The sequence below is a fragment of the Alteromonas sp. G4i13 genome, assembly GCF_054960505.1.
In genome coordinates this window covers 156,939-173,804 of record NZ_JBHNYX010000006.1, presented here as the reverse complement: position 1 = coordinate 173,804, position 16,866 = coordinate 156,939, and the positions used below count along the sequence as shown (strand labels likewise).

At 46.3% G+C, this 16,866-nt stretch carries 16 protein-coding genes; 6 read left to right on the top strand and 10 right to left on the bottom strand.

Features of this window, described 5'->3' with window-relative positions:
* Positions 1–47: 47 nt before the first annotated feature.
* Positions 48–2,039 (bottom strand): glucans biosynthesis glucosyltransferase MdoH, encoded by a 1,992-nt coding sequence (mdoH, locus tag ACFI6J_RS04690; RefSeq protein ID WP_156087257.1) that lies wholly within the window; start codon positions 2,037–2,039, stop codon positions 48–50.
* Positions 2,020–3,645 carry an OpgD/OpgG family glucan biosynthesis protein gene (locus ACFI6J_RS04685; protein WP_156079023.1) on the bottom strand — a complete coding sequence of 542 codons (1,626 nt, stop codon included), beginning with the start codon at positions 3,643–3,645 and terminating at the stop codon, positions 2,020–2,022. The genes mdoH and ACFI6J_RS04685 overlap by 20 nt, the downstream gene beginning before the upstream one ends.
* Positions 3,646–4,404: 759 nt before the next feature.
* Between ACFI6J_RS04685 and ACFI6J_RS04680 the strand changes: the two genes are divergently transcribed.
* Positions 4,405–4,956 carry an outer membrane beta-barrel protein gene (locus tag ACFI6J_RS04680; protein ID WP_156087258.1) on the top strand — a complete coding sequence of 184 codons (552 nt, stop codon included), beginning with the start codon at positions 4,405–4,407 and terminating at the stop codon, positions 4,954–4,956.
* Positions 4,957–5,009: 53 nt separating this feature from the next.
* Here ACFI6J_RS04680 and ACFI6J_RS04675 read toward each other — a convergent pair whose 3' ends face one another.
* Genes ACFI6J_RS04675 through ACFI6J_RS04660 form a run of 4 tightly spaced genes read right to left on the bottom strand, consistent with a single transcriptional unit; the run spans position 5,010 to position 8,792 of the window.
* On the bottom strand, positions 5,010–5,246 hold the full coding sequence (locus ACFI6J_RS04675; RefSeq protein WP_156087259.1) for a YheU family protein: 237 nt from the start codon (positions 5,244–5,246) through the stop codon (positions 5,010–5,012).
* A gap of 48 nt (positions 5,247–5,294) precedes the next feature.
* Positions 5,295–6,329 carry a hydrolase gene (locus ACFI6J_RS04670; RefSeq protein WP_156087260.1) on the bottom strand — a complete coding sequence of 345 codons (1,035 nt, stop codon included), beginning with the start codon at positions 6,327–6,329 and terminating at the stop codon, positions 5,295–5,297.
* A 20-nt stretch (positions 6,330–6,349) separates the two neighbouring features.
* The gene (locus ACFI6J_RS04665; protein WP_231506589.1) at positions 6,350–6,859 is read right to left on the bottom strand and encodes a TIGR02444 family protein; all 510 of its coding nucleotides are present in this window, start codon (positions 6,857–6,859) and stop codon (positions 6,350–6,352) included.
* A complete protein-coding gene (locus tag ACFI6J_RS04660; protein ID WP_039235745.1) occupies positions 6,840–8,792 on the bottom strand; it encodes an ATP-binding cassette domain-containing protein in 1,953 nt (650 codons plus the stop codon). The genes ACFI6J_RS04665 and ACFI6J_RS04660 overlap by 20 nt, the downstream gene beginning before the upstream one ends.
* Before the next feature lie 118 nt (positions 8,793–8,910).
* On the opposite strand from ACFI6J_RS04660, the gene ACFI6J_RS04655 reads away from it, so the two are divergent.
* Positions 8,911–9,117 (top strand): YheV family putative zinc ribbon protein, encoded by a 207-nt coding sequence (locus ACFI6J_RS04655; RefSeq protein WP_012520152.1) that lies wholly within the window; start codon positions 8,911–8,913, stop codon positions 9,115–9,117.
* A 178-nt stretch (positions 9,118–9,295) separates the two neighbouring features.
* Entirely contained in the window at positions 9,296–10,408 is a 1,113-nt protein-coding gene (locus ACFI6J_RS04650) for a DUF748 domain-containing protein (protein ID WP_061486831.1), read from the top strand.
* A 22-nt stretch (positions 10,409–10,430) separates the two neighbouring features.
* Here ACFI6J_RS04650 and ACFI6J_RS04645 read toward each other — a convergent pair whose 3' ends face one another.
* The 3 genes from ACFI6J_RS04645 to ACFI6J_RS04635 all read right to left on the bottom strand — a co-directional run bounded on the left by ACFI6J_RS04645 (position 10,431) and on the right by ACFI6J_RS04635 (position 12,063).
* Entirely contained in the window at positions 10,431–10,589 is a 159-nt protein-coding gene (locus ACFI6J_RS04645; protein WP_012520154.1) for a hypothetical protein, read from the bottom strand.
* A 283-nt stretch (positions 10,590–10,872) separates the two neighbouring features.
* A complete protein-coding gene (locus ACFI6J_RS04640) occupies positions 10,873–11,121 on the bottom strand; it encodes a SlyX family protein (RefSeq protein ID WP_052234916.1) in 249 nt (82 codons plus the stop codon).
* A 9-nt stretch (positions 11,122–11,130) separates the two neighbouring features.
* Complete coding sequence (locus ACFI6J_RS04635) at positions 11,131–12,063, bottom strand: WD40 repeat domain-containing protein (RefSeq protein ID WP_081106124.1); 933 nt, start codon at positions 12,061–12,063, stop codon at positions 11,131–11,133.
* Between the two features lie 197 nt (positions 12,064–12,260).
* On the opposite strand from ACFI6J_RS04635, the gene fkpA reads away from it, so the two are divergent.
* The gene (gene fkpA, locus ACFI6J_RS04630; protein ID WP_014951335.1) at positions 12,261–13,046 is read left to right on the top strand and encodes an FKBP-type peptidyl-prolyl cis-trans isomerase; all 786 of its coding nucleotides are present in this window, start codon (positions 12,261–12,263) and stop codon (positions 13,044–13,046) included.
* Positions 13,047–13,312: 266 nt separating this feature from the next.
* Here the strand turns inward: fkpA and ACFI6J_RS04625 are convergent, their stop codons facing one another.
* Positions 13,313–13,582 (bottom strand): hypothetical protein, encoded by a 270-nt coding sequence (locus ACFI6J_RS04625; protein ID WP_170826521.1) that lies wholly within the window; start codon positions 13,580–13,582, stop codon positions 13,313–13,315.
* Between the two features lie 174 nt (positions 13,583–13,756).
* Here ACFI6J_RS04625 and greB point away from each other — a divergent pair, with 174 nt between their 5' ends.
* Both greB and ACFI6J_RS04615 read left to right on the top strand, forming a co-directional pair.
* Positions 13,757–14,242, top strand: coding sequence for a transcription elongation factor GreB (greB, locus tag ACFI6J_RS04620; RefSeq protein ID WP_014951337.1), 486 nt, complete (start codon positions 13,757–13,759; stop codon positions 14,240–14,242).
* Between the two features lie 178 nt (positions 14,243–14,420).
* Positions 14,421–16,769, top strand: coding sequence for a Tex family protein (locus tag ACFI6J_RS04615; protein WP_061486833.1), 2,349 nt, complete (start codon positions 14,421–14,423; stop codon positions 16,767–16,769).
* The last annotated feature ends 97 nt before the right edge of the window (positions 16,770–16,866 follow it).

Genomic DNA, 16,866 nt, shown 5'->3' with positions numbered 1-16,866 from the left:
CCGCACACATGTGCGGTTTTTTTGTTTTGATATCTACTTTGAGTCCATTATGCGCTGTTAGGAAGCCTGTGGCGCATAGGCAATGGCTTTTGACTTAGTACTTGCTCTGGCATGCTCTGCCACACGTTATCAGGAAGCGCAGGTACTTCTGCCTTGTGCTGTGATATAGCGAAATACCCCATTGCAACGCGTAAACGCTTAAGTGCTTTACACTCATTCACTTCCTGGTCAATGACAAACACGCCCCACTTACGCATGGCTATGCCTAGTTTATCGCTGCTTGTTAAGCGGATAACCGGCGCCGCTAACACCATGCCTACCAATACAGGTAACAACCACATAAATAGCGACGGGGTGAAGTAGAAAGTAGTTACGCCCCACGCTACCGCTAAACAGCTCATAATTTGCGTGTGTTTAATTGCAACTTTCCATGGCACTTTGCGCCCTTCACGCTCTTGCGCTTCCCATTTAACAGAGTGGCCAACAAAAACGCTAATCACAAAATAACTGTGATAGAACATCATTAGCGGCGCAATAAGCACGGCCATAGTTAATTCAATTGCTGCCCCTTTAAGCAAAGACCACGCGCCACCAAATTCGCCACGACGTTTTATTAAAGCTAAAGTAATACCGAGAAGTTTAGGCAAGAATAATAAGGCCGCCGTACCCCACATGGTTACCATCATCATGTCTTGGCGCGCTACCTGCCAACTAGGGAACAGCTGGTATTCAGACACGAAGAACTCTGGCACTGACGTGGCGCGAATTAACGCATCTGCTGTACCTAGCGCCAACATGCAAAATAGTATGAGTGAAGAGATGTACGCAAACGCACCAAATAAGAAGTGCAGGCGGTTTGCCATTTTAAGACCTTTAACGTTCAATAACCCTAAATGCTGTATGTTGCCCTGCACCCAACGACGGTCGCGAATTGCGTAGTCAACAATGTTACTTGGCACTTCTTCATAGCTGCCCGTGGTGTCGGTAAGCAAGTAGGCCTGCCAGCCAGCACGGCGCAGTAGCGCAGCCTCAACAAAGTCATGACTTAAAATTTCACCACCAAAAGGCGCGCGCCCTTCAAGGGTAGGTAGCCCGCAATGCTGCATAAATGGTGCAATACGAATAATGGCATTGTGCCCCCAATAGTTTGCACTGTCTGTTTGCCAAAACGATAGACCTGTCGCCAACATTGGGCTGTAAAGATGAGCAGCAAACTGCACAAAACGACCAAAGAAGGTGTTTTGACGTACCGGCATTGGAATGGTCTGCACTAACGCCGTATCAGGGTTTTGCTCAATACGACGCGCCAAGTCTTGCATGCGCTCTCCAGTCATTACGCTGTCGGCATCTAATACAATCATTGACTCGTAATTTGCACCCCAGCGTTCACAAAACTCTTTAAGGTTGCCCACTTTTCTGTGCAGATTCTGTTCGCGACGACGGTAAAATACTTGGCTAGAGAAGGCACCTAAACGTTTCTTCAGTCGGGAAAAGGCACGTAGCTCTGCATCCGCTTTTTCCATATCGCGGGTGTCGCTGAGCATGAAAAAGTCGAATTTAGAACTGTTGTCACTTTCCATTAATTCGCGAATACAAGCTTCAAACCCCACCATAATACGGCGGGTATCTTCGTTATAAACCGGCATGACCACGGCGTGCTTTTGCGTTAATGGCGCAGTAGCATCAGGAGACGTTTGATTTCTGCGCAAGCTCAACGGGTCGACGTTAAAAAGCTGCAAAAAGAAACCGATAATGCCTGTCCAAAACGCCATACACAACCATGCGAACAGGGTTAGCCCCAACCCCAGCTGTGCAATCTCTAGGTTGGTAAGGCCGTTAGGTAAAAAGATTTCGTACAAACTCCAACCGGCCAGTGCCGTGCTTGGAATAACTAGCATTGCCATGATAAACAAACGCATATGCTCTCCTTTTAAGATGAAATGTGAAGCACGTGCAGTGCCATCACTTTTAACCTGAGGCACGGCTTTAGCCTCGTCCGATACCGCTGCGCAAGCGCGATTATTTTGGTTGGTAGACATAATTCCAAACCTCACTCACACGTTTACCGTCTTTCTCAATGTAAGCGCGCATATCTACCGTCTGCTTTTCTTTCGGCTTAACAAAGAAGGTGGCTCGCCACTCTTGTCCGTCAGCTACGGGGTAAAGTCGCTGCTGAGAGATCGTGCCGTTGGTACCCTGTACCACCAGCTTCATCGACTCGTTATCAAAAGCAATGGCAGAAGGCGCGCTGAAGTCCACGCTGAACTGTCGTGTCGTATTTAGACTGTCGTTTTTAAACTCGTCACCCGGCAACACAGCCTTGCCTTGGCGGGTACGTACTACTGAGGCCAGTTCACTGACAAACGGATTTTGTTCTACGGTTTTAAGCTCGTAAGCGAAATACAGTGATTCGCCCGAATTGAATGGCTTTTCAGGCGTCCAAAAAGCCACAATATTGTCGTGTATTTCGGATTTAGTCGGAATTTCGACGACTTCTAATCGGCCTTTCTCAAAACCAGCTTCTGGCGTCACCCATAGCCCTGGGCGTATATGGTAATTGGCCTCTGCGTCGAGGTAATTATCCCATTCGCCGTCGCGTTGAAGCATGCCGAATCCTTTAGGGTTTGCGTCGCTAAGTGACGTGACTTGAAGGCGTGCAGGGTTAGTCAGCGGGCGCCAAATTTCTTCACCAGCGTGAGTTACCATGAGTACACCGTCACTATCATGCACCTCTGGACGATAGTCGTCATGACGCTTTTCTGTGTTCTCGCCATACAAGAACATACTGGTAAATGGTGCAATGCCTAGCTTGCTCACGTCATCTCTGGCAAATAACCAACTCTCTACCTTAACGCTGGTATCAATATCAGGCTGTATAACAAATTTGTACGCGCCCGCTACAGAAGGGCTTTCAAGACGCGCATAAACAGTAATAGGCTTACCCTCACTCGGTTCTATGACCCAGAACTCAGTGAAGTGGGGGAACTCTTCGCCTTTGGCTAGCGCCGTATCAATCGCAAGACCTCGTGCTGAGATACCGTACACTTGATTTTTACCTACAAGACGGAAGTACGATGCCCCCAAAAACACAGCAAATTCGTCTTTGTACTCTTCGTTCTTGATAGGGTAGTGAACGCGAAACCCAGCAAACCCTGACTTTTCGTCCGTTAGCCCAGCTAACCCTGACGCAGACCCGTCATAGTTGAACATGTCACTGTTGAACGCTAGGCGTTCAGGCTTATTGCTTTCACCAATAGTGTGGATAGTGACGGGGTATTCATATAAAAAACCCGGGTGAAAAAACTGCAGTTCGTAGTCATTCTCACCATGCCAAAGACTCTGCTCGGGCTTGAAGCGAATTGAACGATACGTGGTGTAGTCAATTTCTTTAAGCTTGCTGTTTAACCCGTGATCGTCCTGCTCGTAGCTCTCTGTCGCTGACTGGCGTGCAGCATCAATAATTGACTGAAGAACCGGCGATGCTTTTTGAGGCTGATTGTCGTTGTTAACCTCAACTGCACCTGCTTGTTGAAACGCAAATAATGCGATGACACTGCTCATCGCTAAAAGAAGGTGTGACAGCTTATTGCGCTGACGCACATTCGTTTGTAAATCTTTACCGAAAATTGAAACTGGCTTAGCCATTTGTCCTCTCCTTATGAAAACAATGGTTATCCAGATGACCATCAACAACTCGTTACACGCCTTACCTACTGAAAAGCGTTTTTTACAAAAACGGTATTGATTGAAGCCACGCGAGAAAGGCGCTCTCTTCCTTTCTGTGTTCACTGACATCGCGGATATCGCGAAAGCCGAATTCCTTGCCTAATGGCTTGAGTGAACGTTGGATAACTCATAATGACTTGAGCAAAAGCTGTTCCAACACGAAATAGCCGCCGTTATTTTTTATATTTTTCATAATTTACAATGCTTTACAAACACACACATTGTGGATTATTGGAGAACACTGGCTTGTAAAAATGTCCGATGAGTTAGACAAAAGGATAACTGTTGTTTTTTAGAGACAGTTTTGTGTGCCAACGTTTTACTAGGAATACATCAAACTTTGATTTTGAACATTTCAAATGTGTAGCCTCTAAAAAGCCAGACGTATTTTATCTATAAATATTAGCAACATAGATAAATTAAGACATATCAAAATAGTGATTTAGTACGAAGTTGGCAAACGCTTTGCTATTCATCATGTAGATAAATAAATCGGACACTATTTCTTAACGGAAATAATAAAGATGGCATGAAGACGGTTTTCGTTTCTTTGACCATCAACCCAGTAACACTTTGTTGCGCGCTATAAACGCGCCGCCTTACAACAATTTTTGCAGAACGTCTGAAATGGACGGAAGCAACGTAAGGGGGTTACTGAACATACTAAGGAGTTATCACATGCGTAAATCAATCACACTTATTGCTGCTTTAACTGCAGCGGCACTTCCTCTTACAGCTATGGCCGACAAGCCTGACTGGCGTTACGTAGAAGGTGGTTACACCAAAATGGACTTTGACGACAATGAGTCTTTTGAACCAGACGGTTTAACCGTTAACGGTAAATACCTATTGAATAGCAACTGGTACCTAAACGGCGAGTATAGCTTCTTTGAAGAGGGCAACTTTGACTTTGATATGCTGACACTAGGTGCGGGTTACCGTTTACCTGTTAACGCGACAACAGACGCGTATTTTGGTGCCAACTTAGAGCGTATTGACGGTGACGTAAACGACGAAACAGGTTACAGCATTAATGCTGGCCTTCGCTCGATGATCACAGAGCAGGTAGAGCTGGCGGGTGAAGTTGGCTACTACGATGTAGACGATGGTGAAGCGACATTTAGAGTAGGCGCTAACTATTACATCACGCCACAATGGGCTGTGGGTGCAAACTACAGAATCATTGATGATTTAGACATTATGCAGGTAACTGCACGTTACGCGTTTTAAGCCTTCCTCTCCTCAGGTAGGTAGCCGGGTTGCTCGACCCGGCTTTTTTATGTCTATTGTTCTTCAGCTTCGCTTGGCTCAATATCTTCTTTTCTTTTGATATCTACACTTTCATGAAGCTCTGAATAGACCAGCACCGCCTCACCCGATTTGAGTCTGTTTAACACTTGCTGCACTTTCACATCTAGCGCAACTTCTTCAGCGCCGTAGTCCGTGCCCTCTCGCAGAGCAAAAGACTCAGCCAGGCTATAAAGCGTATCGGCTTCTAGCGCGTCAATGGGGATTATCATTCACACTCCTGATAAAAAGCGTTTGGGTAAATTATTAGGACATCAACATTAGCGACTGACGTAACGACACGTAGTATTTACAGGTAAGGCTTCACTTACAAAGCGTTTCACCCGTTCGTGCAGCCATACTTTAGGATTTAATATAGAACCCTGCATGAACCCAACGTGACCGCCTCGTTCACTTAGCTCCACGATAACGTTGCGCGCAAGCTCTTCTTCCTTAGGCACAATTAAGTGATTCATAAAGGGATCATCTATGCTATGCAATACCAGTGTAGGACAGTGGATCGCGCTTAAAAAGTGATACGCACTACACTTTTCATAGTAGTCTTGAGCGTCTGCAAAGCCGTGAAGCGGCGCTGTGATCTTCTCGTCGAATTGGGTAAAGCTGGTGATCTCTTCCACATCAGTTTTTGTTAGCTGTATAAGCTTGCGATAATCGATGTACTCCATTTTCTTACGCAGCGTATCTTTCATGCTAGTAAGTAAATACTTTTGATATACGCGAGAAAAACCTTGGTTAATTGATTTAGCGCACTCTGAAAGTTTAAGAGGTGAAGAAATGGCAATCGCTGCCTTAAGCCACTTTTGCGCAGGGTTTTCGCCCAACAGTTTCAATAGCATGTTGCCGCCAAGGGAAAAGCCGATGGCCACTTTAGGAATTCGTGGAAATTTATCGTGAAGCCACTCTAAGAAAAAGCTGGGGTCTTCTGTTTCTCCACTGTGATAAGCCCGCGCCTTTAAGTTTGGCACGCCGCTACAGCCGCGATAGTGCATCATCACCACCTGCCAACCATTCACCGACAATTGAGCCATCATATCGTTCGCGTAATGCGACTTAATGCTGCCTTCTAAACCATGAAACATCACCACGATACCCGATGTTTCCTGCGGTTTTGGCCCCCACGCCACATCGACGAAGTCGTCATCGGGTAATGTGAGACGCTCCATGTCGTAAGACAAAGGCAACCGCTTTTGAATAAAACGCGGCCATATGGTTTGCACATGACGGTTCTTCGCCCACCCTGGCACCTTAAAGCTGCTTTTTATTATCTTTCCATGCGATAGCGCTGATTTACTCATTTTGTTTTCTTATTGTGTTTTTACGATAGATGGTTAACCACTAGGCTCACTAGTTGGCGCGCCTCGTTGTTGTCTCGCAGTCCGTATGCATTTATAAACGCTGCGATAGACGCGTTAAATACGTTAGACGATACAGATTGCCCTTGACCCAGATGCGTGACTGGCTGCTCATTGAACGACGCAACAATATCGTGCTGCTGCTGTCTTTCAAGCTCTAGCTCTTGTGCTTTGAGTGCGTCATATTCTGCTTGGTCTCCGCCTTTTTCGGGGCTCGCAGCCTTTCGCCTTGCACGGTGATACTGTAACTTTTCTTCGGTCGCACTTGATGCCGCAATCACTGCCTTAAGCTGTGGCAAATTAATGATGACATTATTCTCTAAACACCAGCAAATCAGCAAGAGAACGTTTACATTAACCTTGTGGTTGTCTTGCAGTAAAAGCGCAAGGGGAGCCATATCACCTTTGGTATAGCGAGAAACGCTATACTCCCAAAACGCGCGGTTTTCGATATTAGGCGTTGGCATTGTCATACTCTTCTCGTTTTAACTCAATTTGCTCTTGGGCATCTAGCCATGCCATCTCTTCTTCCTCAAGCTGTTGCTTAAGCTGAGTTTGCTTGTCGAGTAGGCCCATAAGCTGCGCCTTTTTGTCTTCGCTGTAAAGCGAAGTATCGGCAAGTGACGCTTCCACCTCAGCCAAAGCAGCACCACATTTTTCCATGGCTTTTTCGTGTTTTTCAATGGCTTTTTTAAGTGGCGCAACCCTTTGCCTAAACTCGGCTTCACGGCGTTTTTCTTCTTTACGATCTAATTTGCGTTCCGGCTTACTCTGCGCGCCAGTCTCTTGTAGCTCTTCGTTTTTGGCGTCGCTGTTGGCCTTGGCTTTTTCCGCTGCCTGCTGCTTTAAAATCCAGTCGCGATAGTCGTCCAAGTCGCCTTTAAATGGTTCAACTTCGCCACTGTCTACCAAATAGAAATCCTCACATACCGAGGAGAGTAAGAAGCGGTCGTGCGAGACCAGTACCATGGCGCCTTCAAAACCTTGAAGCGCGATATTTAGCGCATGGCGCATTTCCAAATCTAAGTGGTTGGTAGGCTCATCCAGCAGCAATAAGTTAGGCTTCTGATAAACAATTAACGCCAATACTAAGCGCGCCTTTTCACCGCCCGACATAGGTGCCACGGGCGCTAACGCTTCATCGCCATTAAATCCAAATCCGCCCAGATAGTCGCGAAGTTGCTGCTCGGTGGCTTTTTCGTCAATGCGCTGCAAATGAAGAAGCGGAGTAGCGTTAGCATCTAATGTTTCTAACTGATGCTGAGCAAAGTAACCAATCTTAAGGCCTTTAGCCGTATTAAAAATACCTTGTTTTGGCGCATGCACGCCCGCCAATAGTTTGATTAGCGTAGACTTACCCTGCCCGTTTCGACCTAGAAGACCTATTCTGCTGCCAGGTACTAAATTGAGTTTCACCTGTTGCAGCACAATATGGTCGTCGTAACCCAGCTGTATCTTTTCCATTTGCACAAGCGGGTTTGGCAGTGCCGACGGCGGCGCAAAAGAAAAGCTAAATGGGCTTGCCATATGGGCTGGCAACAAGGTTTCCATTTTCTCCAACTGCTTAATACGACTTTGCGCTTGCTTAGCTTTACTCGCTTTAGCTTTAAACCGGGTAATAAACGAATTGAGGTGCGCTACTTTTTGCTGCTGCTTTTCATATTCAATGTTTTGCAAGCGAATACGTTCAGCGCGCTGGGTTTCGTAAGACGAGTAGTTACCGGTGTAGGTGATAAGCTTCTGTTGTTCAACACTGATAATTTGCGCAACCGTGTTGTCGATAAAAGCTTTATCGTGAGAAATCAGCAATAGCGTTCCCGCATAGCGTTGAAGCCATTTCTCTAGCCAAATAACGGCGTCTAAGTCTAAGTGGTTAGTAGGTTCATCAAGCAGCAGTAAGTCTGAAGGACAAAGTAGCGCTTGAGCTAGGTTTAGGCGCATACGCCAGCCACCTGAAAAATCGCTAACTGGCGCGCTTAACTGCACATTGGTAAACCCAAGACCCGACAGAATGGTCGCTGCGCGAGCTTCCACGTCGTATGCTCCCGCTTGTTCGAGCTGCCCGTGAATTTGGCCAATCTTTACACCGTCGCCGCTTTTTTCAGCGGCTTCTAATTGCGCCTGTAGATTACGTAAATGTTTGTCACCGTCCACCACATAGTCTATCGCAGTTCGGTCAGTTGCTGGCGTTTCCTGTGCCACGCTTACAATTCGCCAGTCATTCGGTACGCTGCAGTCGCCAGCATCGACACTTAACTCACTTCTCAGCAGTGCAAAAAGCGTGGACTTTCCGCAGCCGTTGCTGCCAATCAGCGCTACTTTGTGGCCTGGAAAAACCTGCGCCGACGCCTCTTCTAGCAACATTTTGCGACCGCGAAGTAGCGATACATTTGAAAGCTTTATCATGAGTAACCTGTGATGGAACAAACTAGGGCGCGTATAATATCAAAAACTTAAGGTAAAAGCTGATCAACACTTACCATTTCAAGGTATAATAATCGCGAAATTCTCCAAAGGTGTATGTATGTCAAAACGTGTAAAACGCCGCTTTGTTGCAGGGGCTACGTGCCCCAAATGCCAAGAGCTAGATACGATTTCGTTATATTTTGAAAATAACGTAGAAAAGTTGGAGTGCGTTGCGTGTGGATACAATGAAGCGCAAACTGATGAAAAGGTGAGTGCCGCCACACGCTCAAACGAAAATGTGATTGGCATCTTTAAACCGCACTAACATTCCTACCCACGTCTCAGTAAATCTTACCTTAAAGCCTGTGTAACACCTTACAACGCTGTGCTCAGGCTTTTTGCAAACGTCTCTTCATGCCACGCCAACACTGGGTATCCTCGTTACCTAACGAAAGAGGTTGCTCAGGCATAATTTTTGTATTTCCTTTGCAAAGGAGTGAAATATGAAACATGCTAAAAAACGTGTCTGCTATGTCCTTATAGCCTTGTTGCTTACGCTTATTGCCATAAGACTTTACTTGCCTTACGCCGCAGCGTCATACATCAACACGACGCTGAGTCAGTCAAAAGAGTATAACGGCCGCGTGGGCGATGTAGATTTAATGCTATGGCGTGGCGCATATAGTTTAGAACATGTTTTGCTTTATAAGGCGAACGGGCAAGTAGATAGGCCGCTGTTTAAAGCTGACTATGTGGAGTTTACGCTTTCATGGTCACAACTTTTCAAAGGTGCAGCGGTAGGAAAAGTCATTGTTAATTCCCCCGAGATTAATTTTGTAGACGGCAACACGGAGGAGAGAAGCCAGTCTGGTAAGGATGAAAACTGGTTATCTATCGCCGACCAACTCTTCCCGTTACGCATCGACAAGCTAACTATTAACCAAGGAAAAGTCGCTTTCCACAACCCCGATACTTCTCCGGCTATCGACATTGCGCTTCATGATATTCAGCTTGAAGTGAATAACTTGGTGAATAGCGATAACTTGTCAGACTCACGTGTAGCAACGGCCAAAGCGCAAGGACAAACGGCACAGCAGGGCACGATATCCTTAAACGCTAAACTCAACCCCGCAACAACAGCCCCCACATTTGACGTTGATATTCAAGCTGACAACGTTGGGCTAGTGAACTTTAAGAATCTACTTGATACCTACGCACCGTTTGATCTGGAAGCCGGCACCCTCACGCTTGCGGCTGAAGTGGCGTCTAATGAAGGGAAAGTAAAAGGCTATATCAAACCCATATTGCATAATGTGGAGGTATTTTCTTGGAAGGGTGACATTGAACGTGACGGCGATGGTTTTATTGAAGGCAGTATCGAAGCCATTTCCGCGTTTGTCACCGAACTGTTTGAAAACCAAAGCGAAGACCAAATTGCCACACGCATTCCTGTTGAAGGCGATTTATCAAGCCCTGACACCCAAACATGGGAGGCATTTACCGCGATTTTAAAAAATGCATTTATCGAAGCTTTTAACGGCGATGTGGAGAAAAGTATAGAGTTGGATAGACTCGAGCTGGATAAGTTGGAAGCGCCGGAAGGCTCTGAAAATTAAGAGCCCTCGCCGCTGAGTGCGCTTAAATAGTACAGCTATCGCCACAGTCGTTGGCGCCGTCGCGCATACCTTCAATCTCTTGACTCTCTTGCTTGTCTTTTTCAGCCTGTTTCTCTGCTACTGACTGCTCAACAGAGTCAAAATCGATGCTATCAAACGCATCCATATCAAAATCGCTCATAACTCACTCTCTTAAATAGTAAAAAAGGCTTCTTTTTGCTGAAGCCTTTGTATCGGGGCGCAAGTGTAATTCAAATGTATATCCTGGCTAAATGAAGACTTCGCCTAACTCATAACAAGATGAACTAGCGTGATGTTTTTTCAACACTACTGCACATCAACGAAGCGCCTTTGATGTCTTCTCAGGCCTCTCCCCACGATGAGCGCCCCGCAATAAGTGTCATCGCCAATGGACGTGATCCACATGAATACCGCGTTGCAATTACTAGTGCGCTTCAATTGTTTTAGTAATGCGGAGGCGGGGTTTCTTCTGATTGCTTAGCAATATTAGACGGCTCGATAGACTTAACGCGGTCAACGACATGGCGTACTTTAAAAGCTAAATCGTCAAGCTGCTTTTGTTGCGAAGACAGCGCTTCATTAAGTGCCTCGATAGTGTGTTCTTGAAAGGCTACCTTCATCTGTAACTCTTCAATATAGCTATTGGCGCTATCTATTTGCTGTTGTAGATGCTCAGCGCTTTTCTCTGTCATGTAAATTCTCTATCTCTCTCGTTGCCATTCTTCGGCAAGGCCACTACTGCTTATGGACAATATATTATCATTGGGGAGGAAGGCGACGCCATACACAACTGCGGTTGGTGGTGAAACTGACTCTCGTGATGCAACCTGTATAGACTGCACTTGCTCGCCAGTTTCCAAATCCCACAGGTATACTTTTCTCGCGGGAGAGCCTGTTAGTAAAAACTGACCATCTTTGGAAAACTCAACGTCTGTGAAGATTTTCTGACGCGCTGCATATTTGAGGGATGCCACAGGCTGCCCGGTTTGCACATTCCACACTTGCGACTTGCTCTGGCTGTCCGCAGTAAAAGCAAAGCGGCCTTCATCATCAAGCGCTACTTTTGTTACTCGCGTGGGGTGGGCGAATGTATGAATTATTTGCCCAGTGTCAGTGCTCCATAAATACGCTATGTAATCATTGCCCCCCGTCAATGCGAACTTACCGTTAGGAGAAATATCAATGGAGTTAACCTTTTCCTGATGCCCTAAAAACTCTAGTCGACGCGAAGTACGAGGTTCAAAGTACATAACTTTGCCATTTGAGCGCGCCACCAATATGCCGTTACCATTATTGGTAACCACCACATCTCTAATTGATGACTCGTCAATGCGCCAAAAACCTTCAGGCTCGCCGGTCTCCAGACTCCATAAGGCAAACGCCTCTCGGTCAGCGGTCACAACATAGCTTTTGTCGGCGCTAATGTGTACTGACATGACCAGGTTGTCACCTTCACCTTGGTGGCTCCAGTGATAAAGGGGATCACTTTGTCCAATTCGCCATACGTTTACCCCATTATTCACGCCAGAAACCACCGCTAACGTGCCGTCGGTAGAAATATCTGCGGCATAGGCGCCTTCTTCTACATGACGCCACTGCTGTATTGGCGTAGTATCAGGGACAGAGCATCCCATGGAATTACCTATAAGTACGATGAGTAACGCTATTCTATGGAACATTTGAGGCCTAAACATAATCAAATGGGTTTCGCTTTGTAAACGCTAGGTTTAACATAGCATGGATCACGCATCTTTAACTATCGTGCACACTGCCTTGGATGCAGCAGTATAGACATAGACGCATGATGATAAAAATTTATGGAGACGTTTTTATGCAGAAGTCGCTCGTTGCCTTATCTACTATCGCTGCGCTAGGCCTTTTCGCTTGCCAGCCAAATACATCTGATGAGGCCGCTTCTACAAGCGCTGATAGTGCAAAAACAACTTCTGTTTCAGCAGAAGAAATGACAGATACGCAAAAGCAAGCTTACGCCATGGGCGCAAGCATGGGTTTGTTCGTTAGCAACCGTGCCGAACAACAAGAGCAACTGGGTTTAACATTAGACCAAGATGCGCTACAACAAGGCTTTAAAGACGGTCTAAACGACACCCTTAAGTTTACGCCAGAGCAGATTCAGCAAATCGCTCAACAAGGCGAAGAAGTACTTCGCGCTAAGCAGCAAGAAATGGCAGAACAAGCCGCTGAAAAAAATATTGAAGCTGGCCTAGCATACCTAGAAGAAAACGGTAAGAAAGAAGGTGTGGTAACTACCGAGTCTGGTCTTCAGTACGAAGTACTTGAAGAAGGCGAGGGTGCAAGCCCAGAAGCGACAGACATGGTTAAAGTTCACTACCGTGGCACCTTGCTAGATGGCACAGAGTTCGACTCATCTTACAAGCGTGGCGAACCAGCAGAATTTCCACTTAATCGCGTTATTTCTGGTTGGACTGAAGGCGTTCAATTGATGAAAGAAGGCGCAAAGTATCGCTTCCATATCCCATCTGAACTTGCTTATGGTGCACGTTCTACTGGCGCAATCACGCCAAACTCGACGCTTATCTTTGACGTTGAGTTGCTAGAAGTGGTTAAGCCTGAAGCAGAAGCGCCAACGGAATAAGTTAGTGCTTTAAGAAAAAGAGAAAGCCGACGCATAGCGTCGGCTTTTTTGTTTTAGTGAGTCAGCGTGATCCTTGCTTACCTTTTCCCTACGAGCCAGTGGATTTTCACCACGCGCGTACCCAAATAGTAAAGTGGGTTATTCAATATGCTTGGTGCCTCGAATTACACTACTAAGCTTAGTCTAAATCGACCAAATTTCACGGTCTATTCCAAGCCTTTTTGGAACAATTTCGCCTTAAAACTTCGTGCTTAAAACAAAAGGTTTTAACGCTGAGGGGCGCGCCGTCTTTCTGTGTGTACCTTAAACGTAGCAAAATGATTTAACAGAGACTGACCCACCTTATACATAGCACAACCTAAAATAAGATATATCACGGTTTGCATACTATTTAAGCGAACAACGATATCAAGCAAGGCATACAACAATAACAGCGCGCCACTTAAAAACAGCATAAAACCGATGATAGTACCGCTGGTTTGGAACGGATCGTTCCCCGACCTTCGACGGTTCAACATTGGTATCCTGTTACGCATTCATTTCCCCTAATGGTTTGACTATTATTTATACTACGACACTAAACGAAAGGTTTATGTTCAATAATTATTCAATCTGGCTCTTTTGTCACTTTTTGACGTACAGAAAGATTGCGTTTTGCCTTATTACCCACATAAAGTAGGGGTAATTAGCTGGATTATTTATAGGACATTGTGAAAACACCGCTTATCACTCGAAAGGGCTACTTAAAGCTTAAACAAGAACTGGATTTCTTGTGGCGTGAAGAACGACCTGAAATTACTCGCAAGGTAACCTGGGCAGCGAGCCTTGGTGACAGAAGCGAGAATGCCGACTACCAGTACAATAAGAAGAAGCTACGGGAAATTGATCGCCGCGTACGCTACCTTCGCAAGTGCTTGGAAAACCTAAAGGTTGTGGACTACGATTCACAGCAAGAGGGTAAGGTCTTCTTTGGTGCCTGGGTTGAAATTGAAAACGAAGCGGGCAAGGTGATGGAACTTAGGCTCGTGGGCTACGACGAAATTTTCGGCCGCAAGGATTACATTTCTATCGACTCTCCGATGGCGCGAGCACTGCTTGGCAAAGAAGAAGACGATGAGTTTGTTGTAAAAACCGAGACGGGCACGAAAGAGTGGTGGATAAACCGTATTTGGTACGACGCAACAGACAAACTGTGAGCACTAATATGCCCTATTTAATCACCCATTTGTAACACAATGATCAGACGACTTCCCCTACACCGCGGTGATATACTCACCGCTCCTATTTTCACTACCGACGCTGTGTATATAAGCCTTTCACACACCGTTTATTCGCCATTGCCTGACGCGAATTATTAGTATCTTAGAGCGACTTATGATTATCAATAAAATTGCAGATGAACTTAGCGTTCAACCTTCGCAAGTAACTGCCGCTGTTAAACTTCTTGATGAAGGGTCTACCGTACCTTTTATCGCGCGCTACCGAAAAGAAGTGACACAAGGCCTTGATGACACACAGCTGCGTACCTTGGAGCAGCGCTTAACCTACCTGCGAGAGCTTGAAGAGCGCCGCGATGTAATCCTTAAATCTATCGAGGAACAGGGCAAACTAACCGACGAGCTTAAAAGCAGTATCACCAGTGCTGACAGCAAAACTACCTTGGAAGATTTGTACTTACCGTACAAGCCCCGTCGACGCACTAAAGGCCAGATTGCTATTGAAGCGGGCCTTGAACCTTTAGCTGATACCTTATTTTCTGCCCCAGATACCGATGCTGAAAGTGCAGCAAGCGAATACGTTAACGCAGATAGTGGCATTGCTGATACTAAAGCAGCATTAGAAGGCGCCCGCTATATCTTAATGGAGCGCTTCGCCGAAGACGCTACACTGCTGGCAAAAGTGCGCAAGTACTTAACTGAAAATGCTTATGTAAAAAGCACGGTTGTATCAGGTAAAGAGCAAGAAGCCGCCAAATATAAAGACTATTTCGAACACAGTGAAAAGTACAAGAACGTACCATCTCACCGCGCGTTGGCGATGTTTAGAGGCCGCAACGAAGGCATGCTACACATCCAGCTAGATGCCGACCCGCAGTCAGAAGACAACGGCCCATCGCATTGCGAACATATTATTGCCAGCCATTACGATATTATGCACCGCGGCCGTGGTGCAGATGACTTCTTAGCTCAAGTTGTACAGTGGACGTGGAAAATCAAAATTGGTTTACACATGGAAACTGAGCTATTCAGCGCCCTTCGTGAGCGCGCTGAAGAGGAAGCCATTGAGGTATTTGCTAAAAACTTAAACGACCTGTTGATGGCTGCACCTGCAGGTGCAAAAACCACTATGGGATTAGATCCAGGTTTGAGAACCGGCGTTAAGGTAGCGGTCGTAGACAGCACAGGAAAAGTGGTCGCAACCAACACCATATTCCCGCATGCGCCACAAAATCAGTGGGATAAATCTATTCGCACGCTCACCACGTTGTGCAAGCAATACAAAGTAGATTTAATCAGCATTGGCAACGGTACTGGCTCGCGCGAGACAGACAAACTCGTTGGCGAAATGCTCAAGAACAACAGCGAGCTTACTGCACAAAAAATTATGGTCAGTGAAGCGGGTGCATCGGTGTATTCAGCCTCTGAGCTTGCTTCAAAAGAATTGCCTGACCTTGACGTGTCAATCCGCGGCGCAGTGTCTATCGCTCGACGCTTGCAAGACCCGCTGGCAGAGCTGGTTAAAATTGAACCTAAAGCTATTGGTGTAGGCCAATATCAGCATGACGTAAGCCAAAGCCAGTTAGGCAAGTCGCTAGACCGTGTTATTGAAGACTGTGTAAACGCCGTTGGCGTTGACTTAAACACTGCTTCGCCCGCGCTGTTGAGCTACGTATCGGGCTTAAATAAAACCCTAGCGCATAACATTGTTAATTTCAGAGACACCAATGGTGCTTTCCCAGACCGTAAAGCGCTATTGAAAGTCGAACGTTTAGGGCCTAAAGCCTTTGAGCAAGCGGCAGGCTTCCTTCGCATTGTAAACGGCACAAACCCACTTGATGCCTCTGCGGTTCACCCCGAAGCGTACCCAGTGGTAGATAAAATTGTAGATACGACCGCTGTTGCTGTTAATGACATCATCGGCAATACCGAGCTTCTAAAAAGCCTGTCGCCAGATACCTTTACCAGCGACGCATTCGGTTTGCCAACGGTTAAAGACATTCTAAAAGAGCTGGATAAACCAGGCCGCGATCCTCGTCCAGAGTTTAAAACTGCCGCGTTTAAAGAAGGCGTTGAAACCATCAACGATCTTAAACCAGGCATGATTTTAGAGGGTGTGGTTAGCAACGTGGCCAACTTTGGCGCGTTCGTTGATGTAGGCGTACATCAGGATGGACTGGTGCATATTTCAGCACTGACTAACAAGTTTATCTCAGACCCGCGCGAGGTAGTTAAAGCAGGCGATATCGTCAAAGTAAAAGTGCTTGAAGTAGACGTACCGCGCAAGCGTATCTCCTTCACCATGCGCTTAGACGATACACCGAGTCAAAGCAATAATGCAGGCGGCAAACCAGCAGCAGGAAAGCCACAAAGTAAAGGGGCTGGGCGTGCTAACGCAAAAGCAAACCCTCGTTCAAATCAGGGTGGCGGCAATCGCAATAGCCAACCTCAAAATAGCGCTATGGGCAACGCCTTTGCCGATGCCTTTGCTAAAGCGAAAAAGTAAACGGTAGCGCTTAACCGTGACTTTGAAGCAACAAGGCCCTCTTTTTTAAAGTGGGCCTTTTCTTATCTCAGAGCAGTTTGGAGAGCAATTGAAAAGC

Bases quoted from the DNA above. Each gene is read 5' to 3' on its own strand.
- ACFI6J_RS04675 (WP_156087259.1), bottom strand. From the start codon at position 5,246: ATGATAATCCCCATTGACGCGCTAGAAGCCGATACGCTTTATAGCCTG.
- ACFI6J_RS04670 (WP_156087260.1), bottom strand. From the start codon at position 6,329: ATGAGTAAATCAGCGCTATCGCATGGAAAGATAATAAAAAGCAGCTTT.
- ACFI6J_RS04635 (WP_081106124.1), bottom strand. From the start codon at position 12,063: ATGGGATGCTCTGTCCCTGATACTACGCCAATACAGCAGTGGCGTCAT.
- ACFI6J_RS04645 (WP_012520154.1), bottom strand. From the start codon at position 10,589: ATGAGCGATTTTGATATGGATGCGTTTGATAGCATCGATTTTGACTCT.
- ACFI6J_RS04660 (WP_039235745.1), bottom strand. From the start codon at position 8,792: ATGATAAAGCTTTCAAATGTATCGCTACTTCGCGGTCGCAAAATGTTG.
- ACFI6J_RS04615 (WP_061486833.1), top strand. From the start codon at position 14,421: ATGATTATCAATAAAATTGCAGATGAACTTAGCGTTCAACCTTCGCAA.
- ACFI6J_RS04685 (WP_156079023.1), bottom strand. From the start codon at position 3,645: ATGGCTAAGCCAGTTTCAATTTTCGGTAAAGATTTACAAACGAATGTG.
- ACFI6J_RS04650 (WP_061486831.1), top strand. From the start codon at position 9,296: ATGAAACATGCTAAAAAACGTGTCTGCTATGTCCTTATAGCCTTGTTG.
- fkpA (WP_014951335.1), top strand. From the start codon at position 12,261: ATGCAGAAGTCGCTCGTTGCCTTATCTACTATCGCTGCGCTAGGCCTT.
- mdoH (WP_156087257.1), bottom strand. From the start codon at position 2,039: ATGTCTACCAACCAAAATAATCGCGCTTGCGCAGCGGTATCGGACGAG.
- ACFI6J_RS04680 (WP_156087258.1), top strand. From the start codon at position 4,405: ATGCGTAAATCAATCACACTTATTGCTGCTTTAACTGCAGCGGCACTT.
- ACFI6J_RS04655 (WP_012520152.1), top strand. From the start codon at position 8,911: ATGTCAAAACGTGTAAAACGCCGCTTTGTTGCAGGGGCTACGTGCCCC.
- ACFI6J_RS04665 (WP_231506589.1), bottom strand. From the start codon at position 6,859: ATGACAATGCCAACGCCTAATATCGAAAACCGCGCGTTTTGGGAGTAT.
- ACFI6J_RS04640 (WP_052234916.1), bottom strand. From the start codon at position 11,121: ATGACAGAGAAAAGCGCTGAGCATCTACAACAGCAAATAGATAGCGCC.
- ACFI6J_RS04625 (WP_170826521.1), bottom strand. From the start codon at position 13,582: ATGCGTAACAGGATACCAATGTTGAACCGTCGAAGGTCGGGGAACGAT.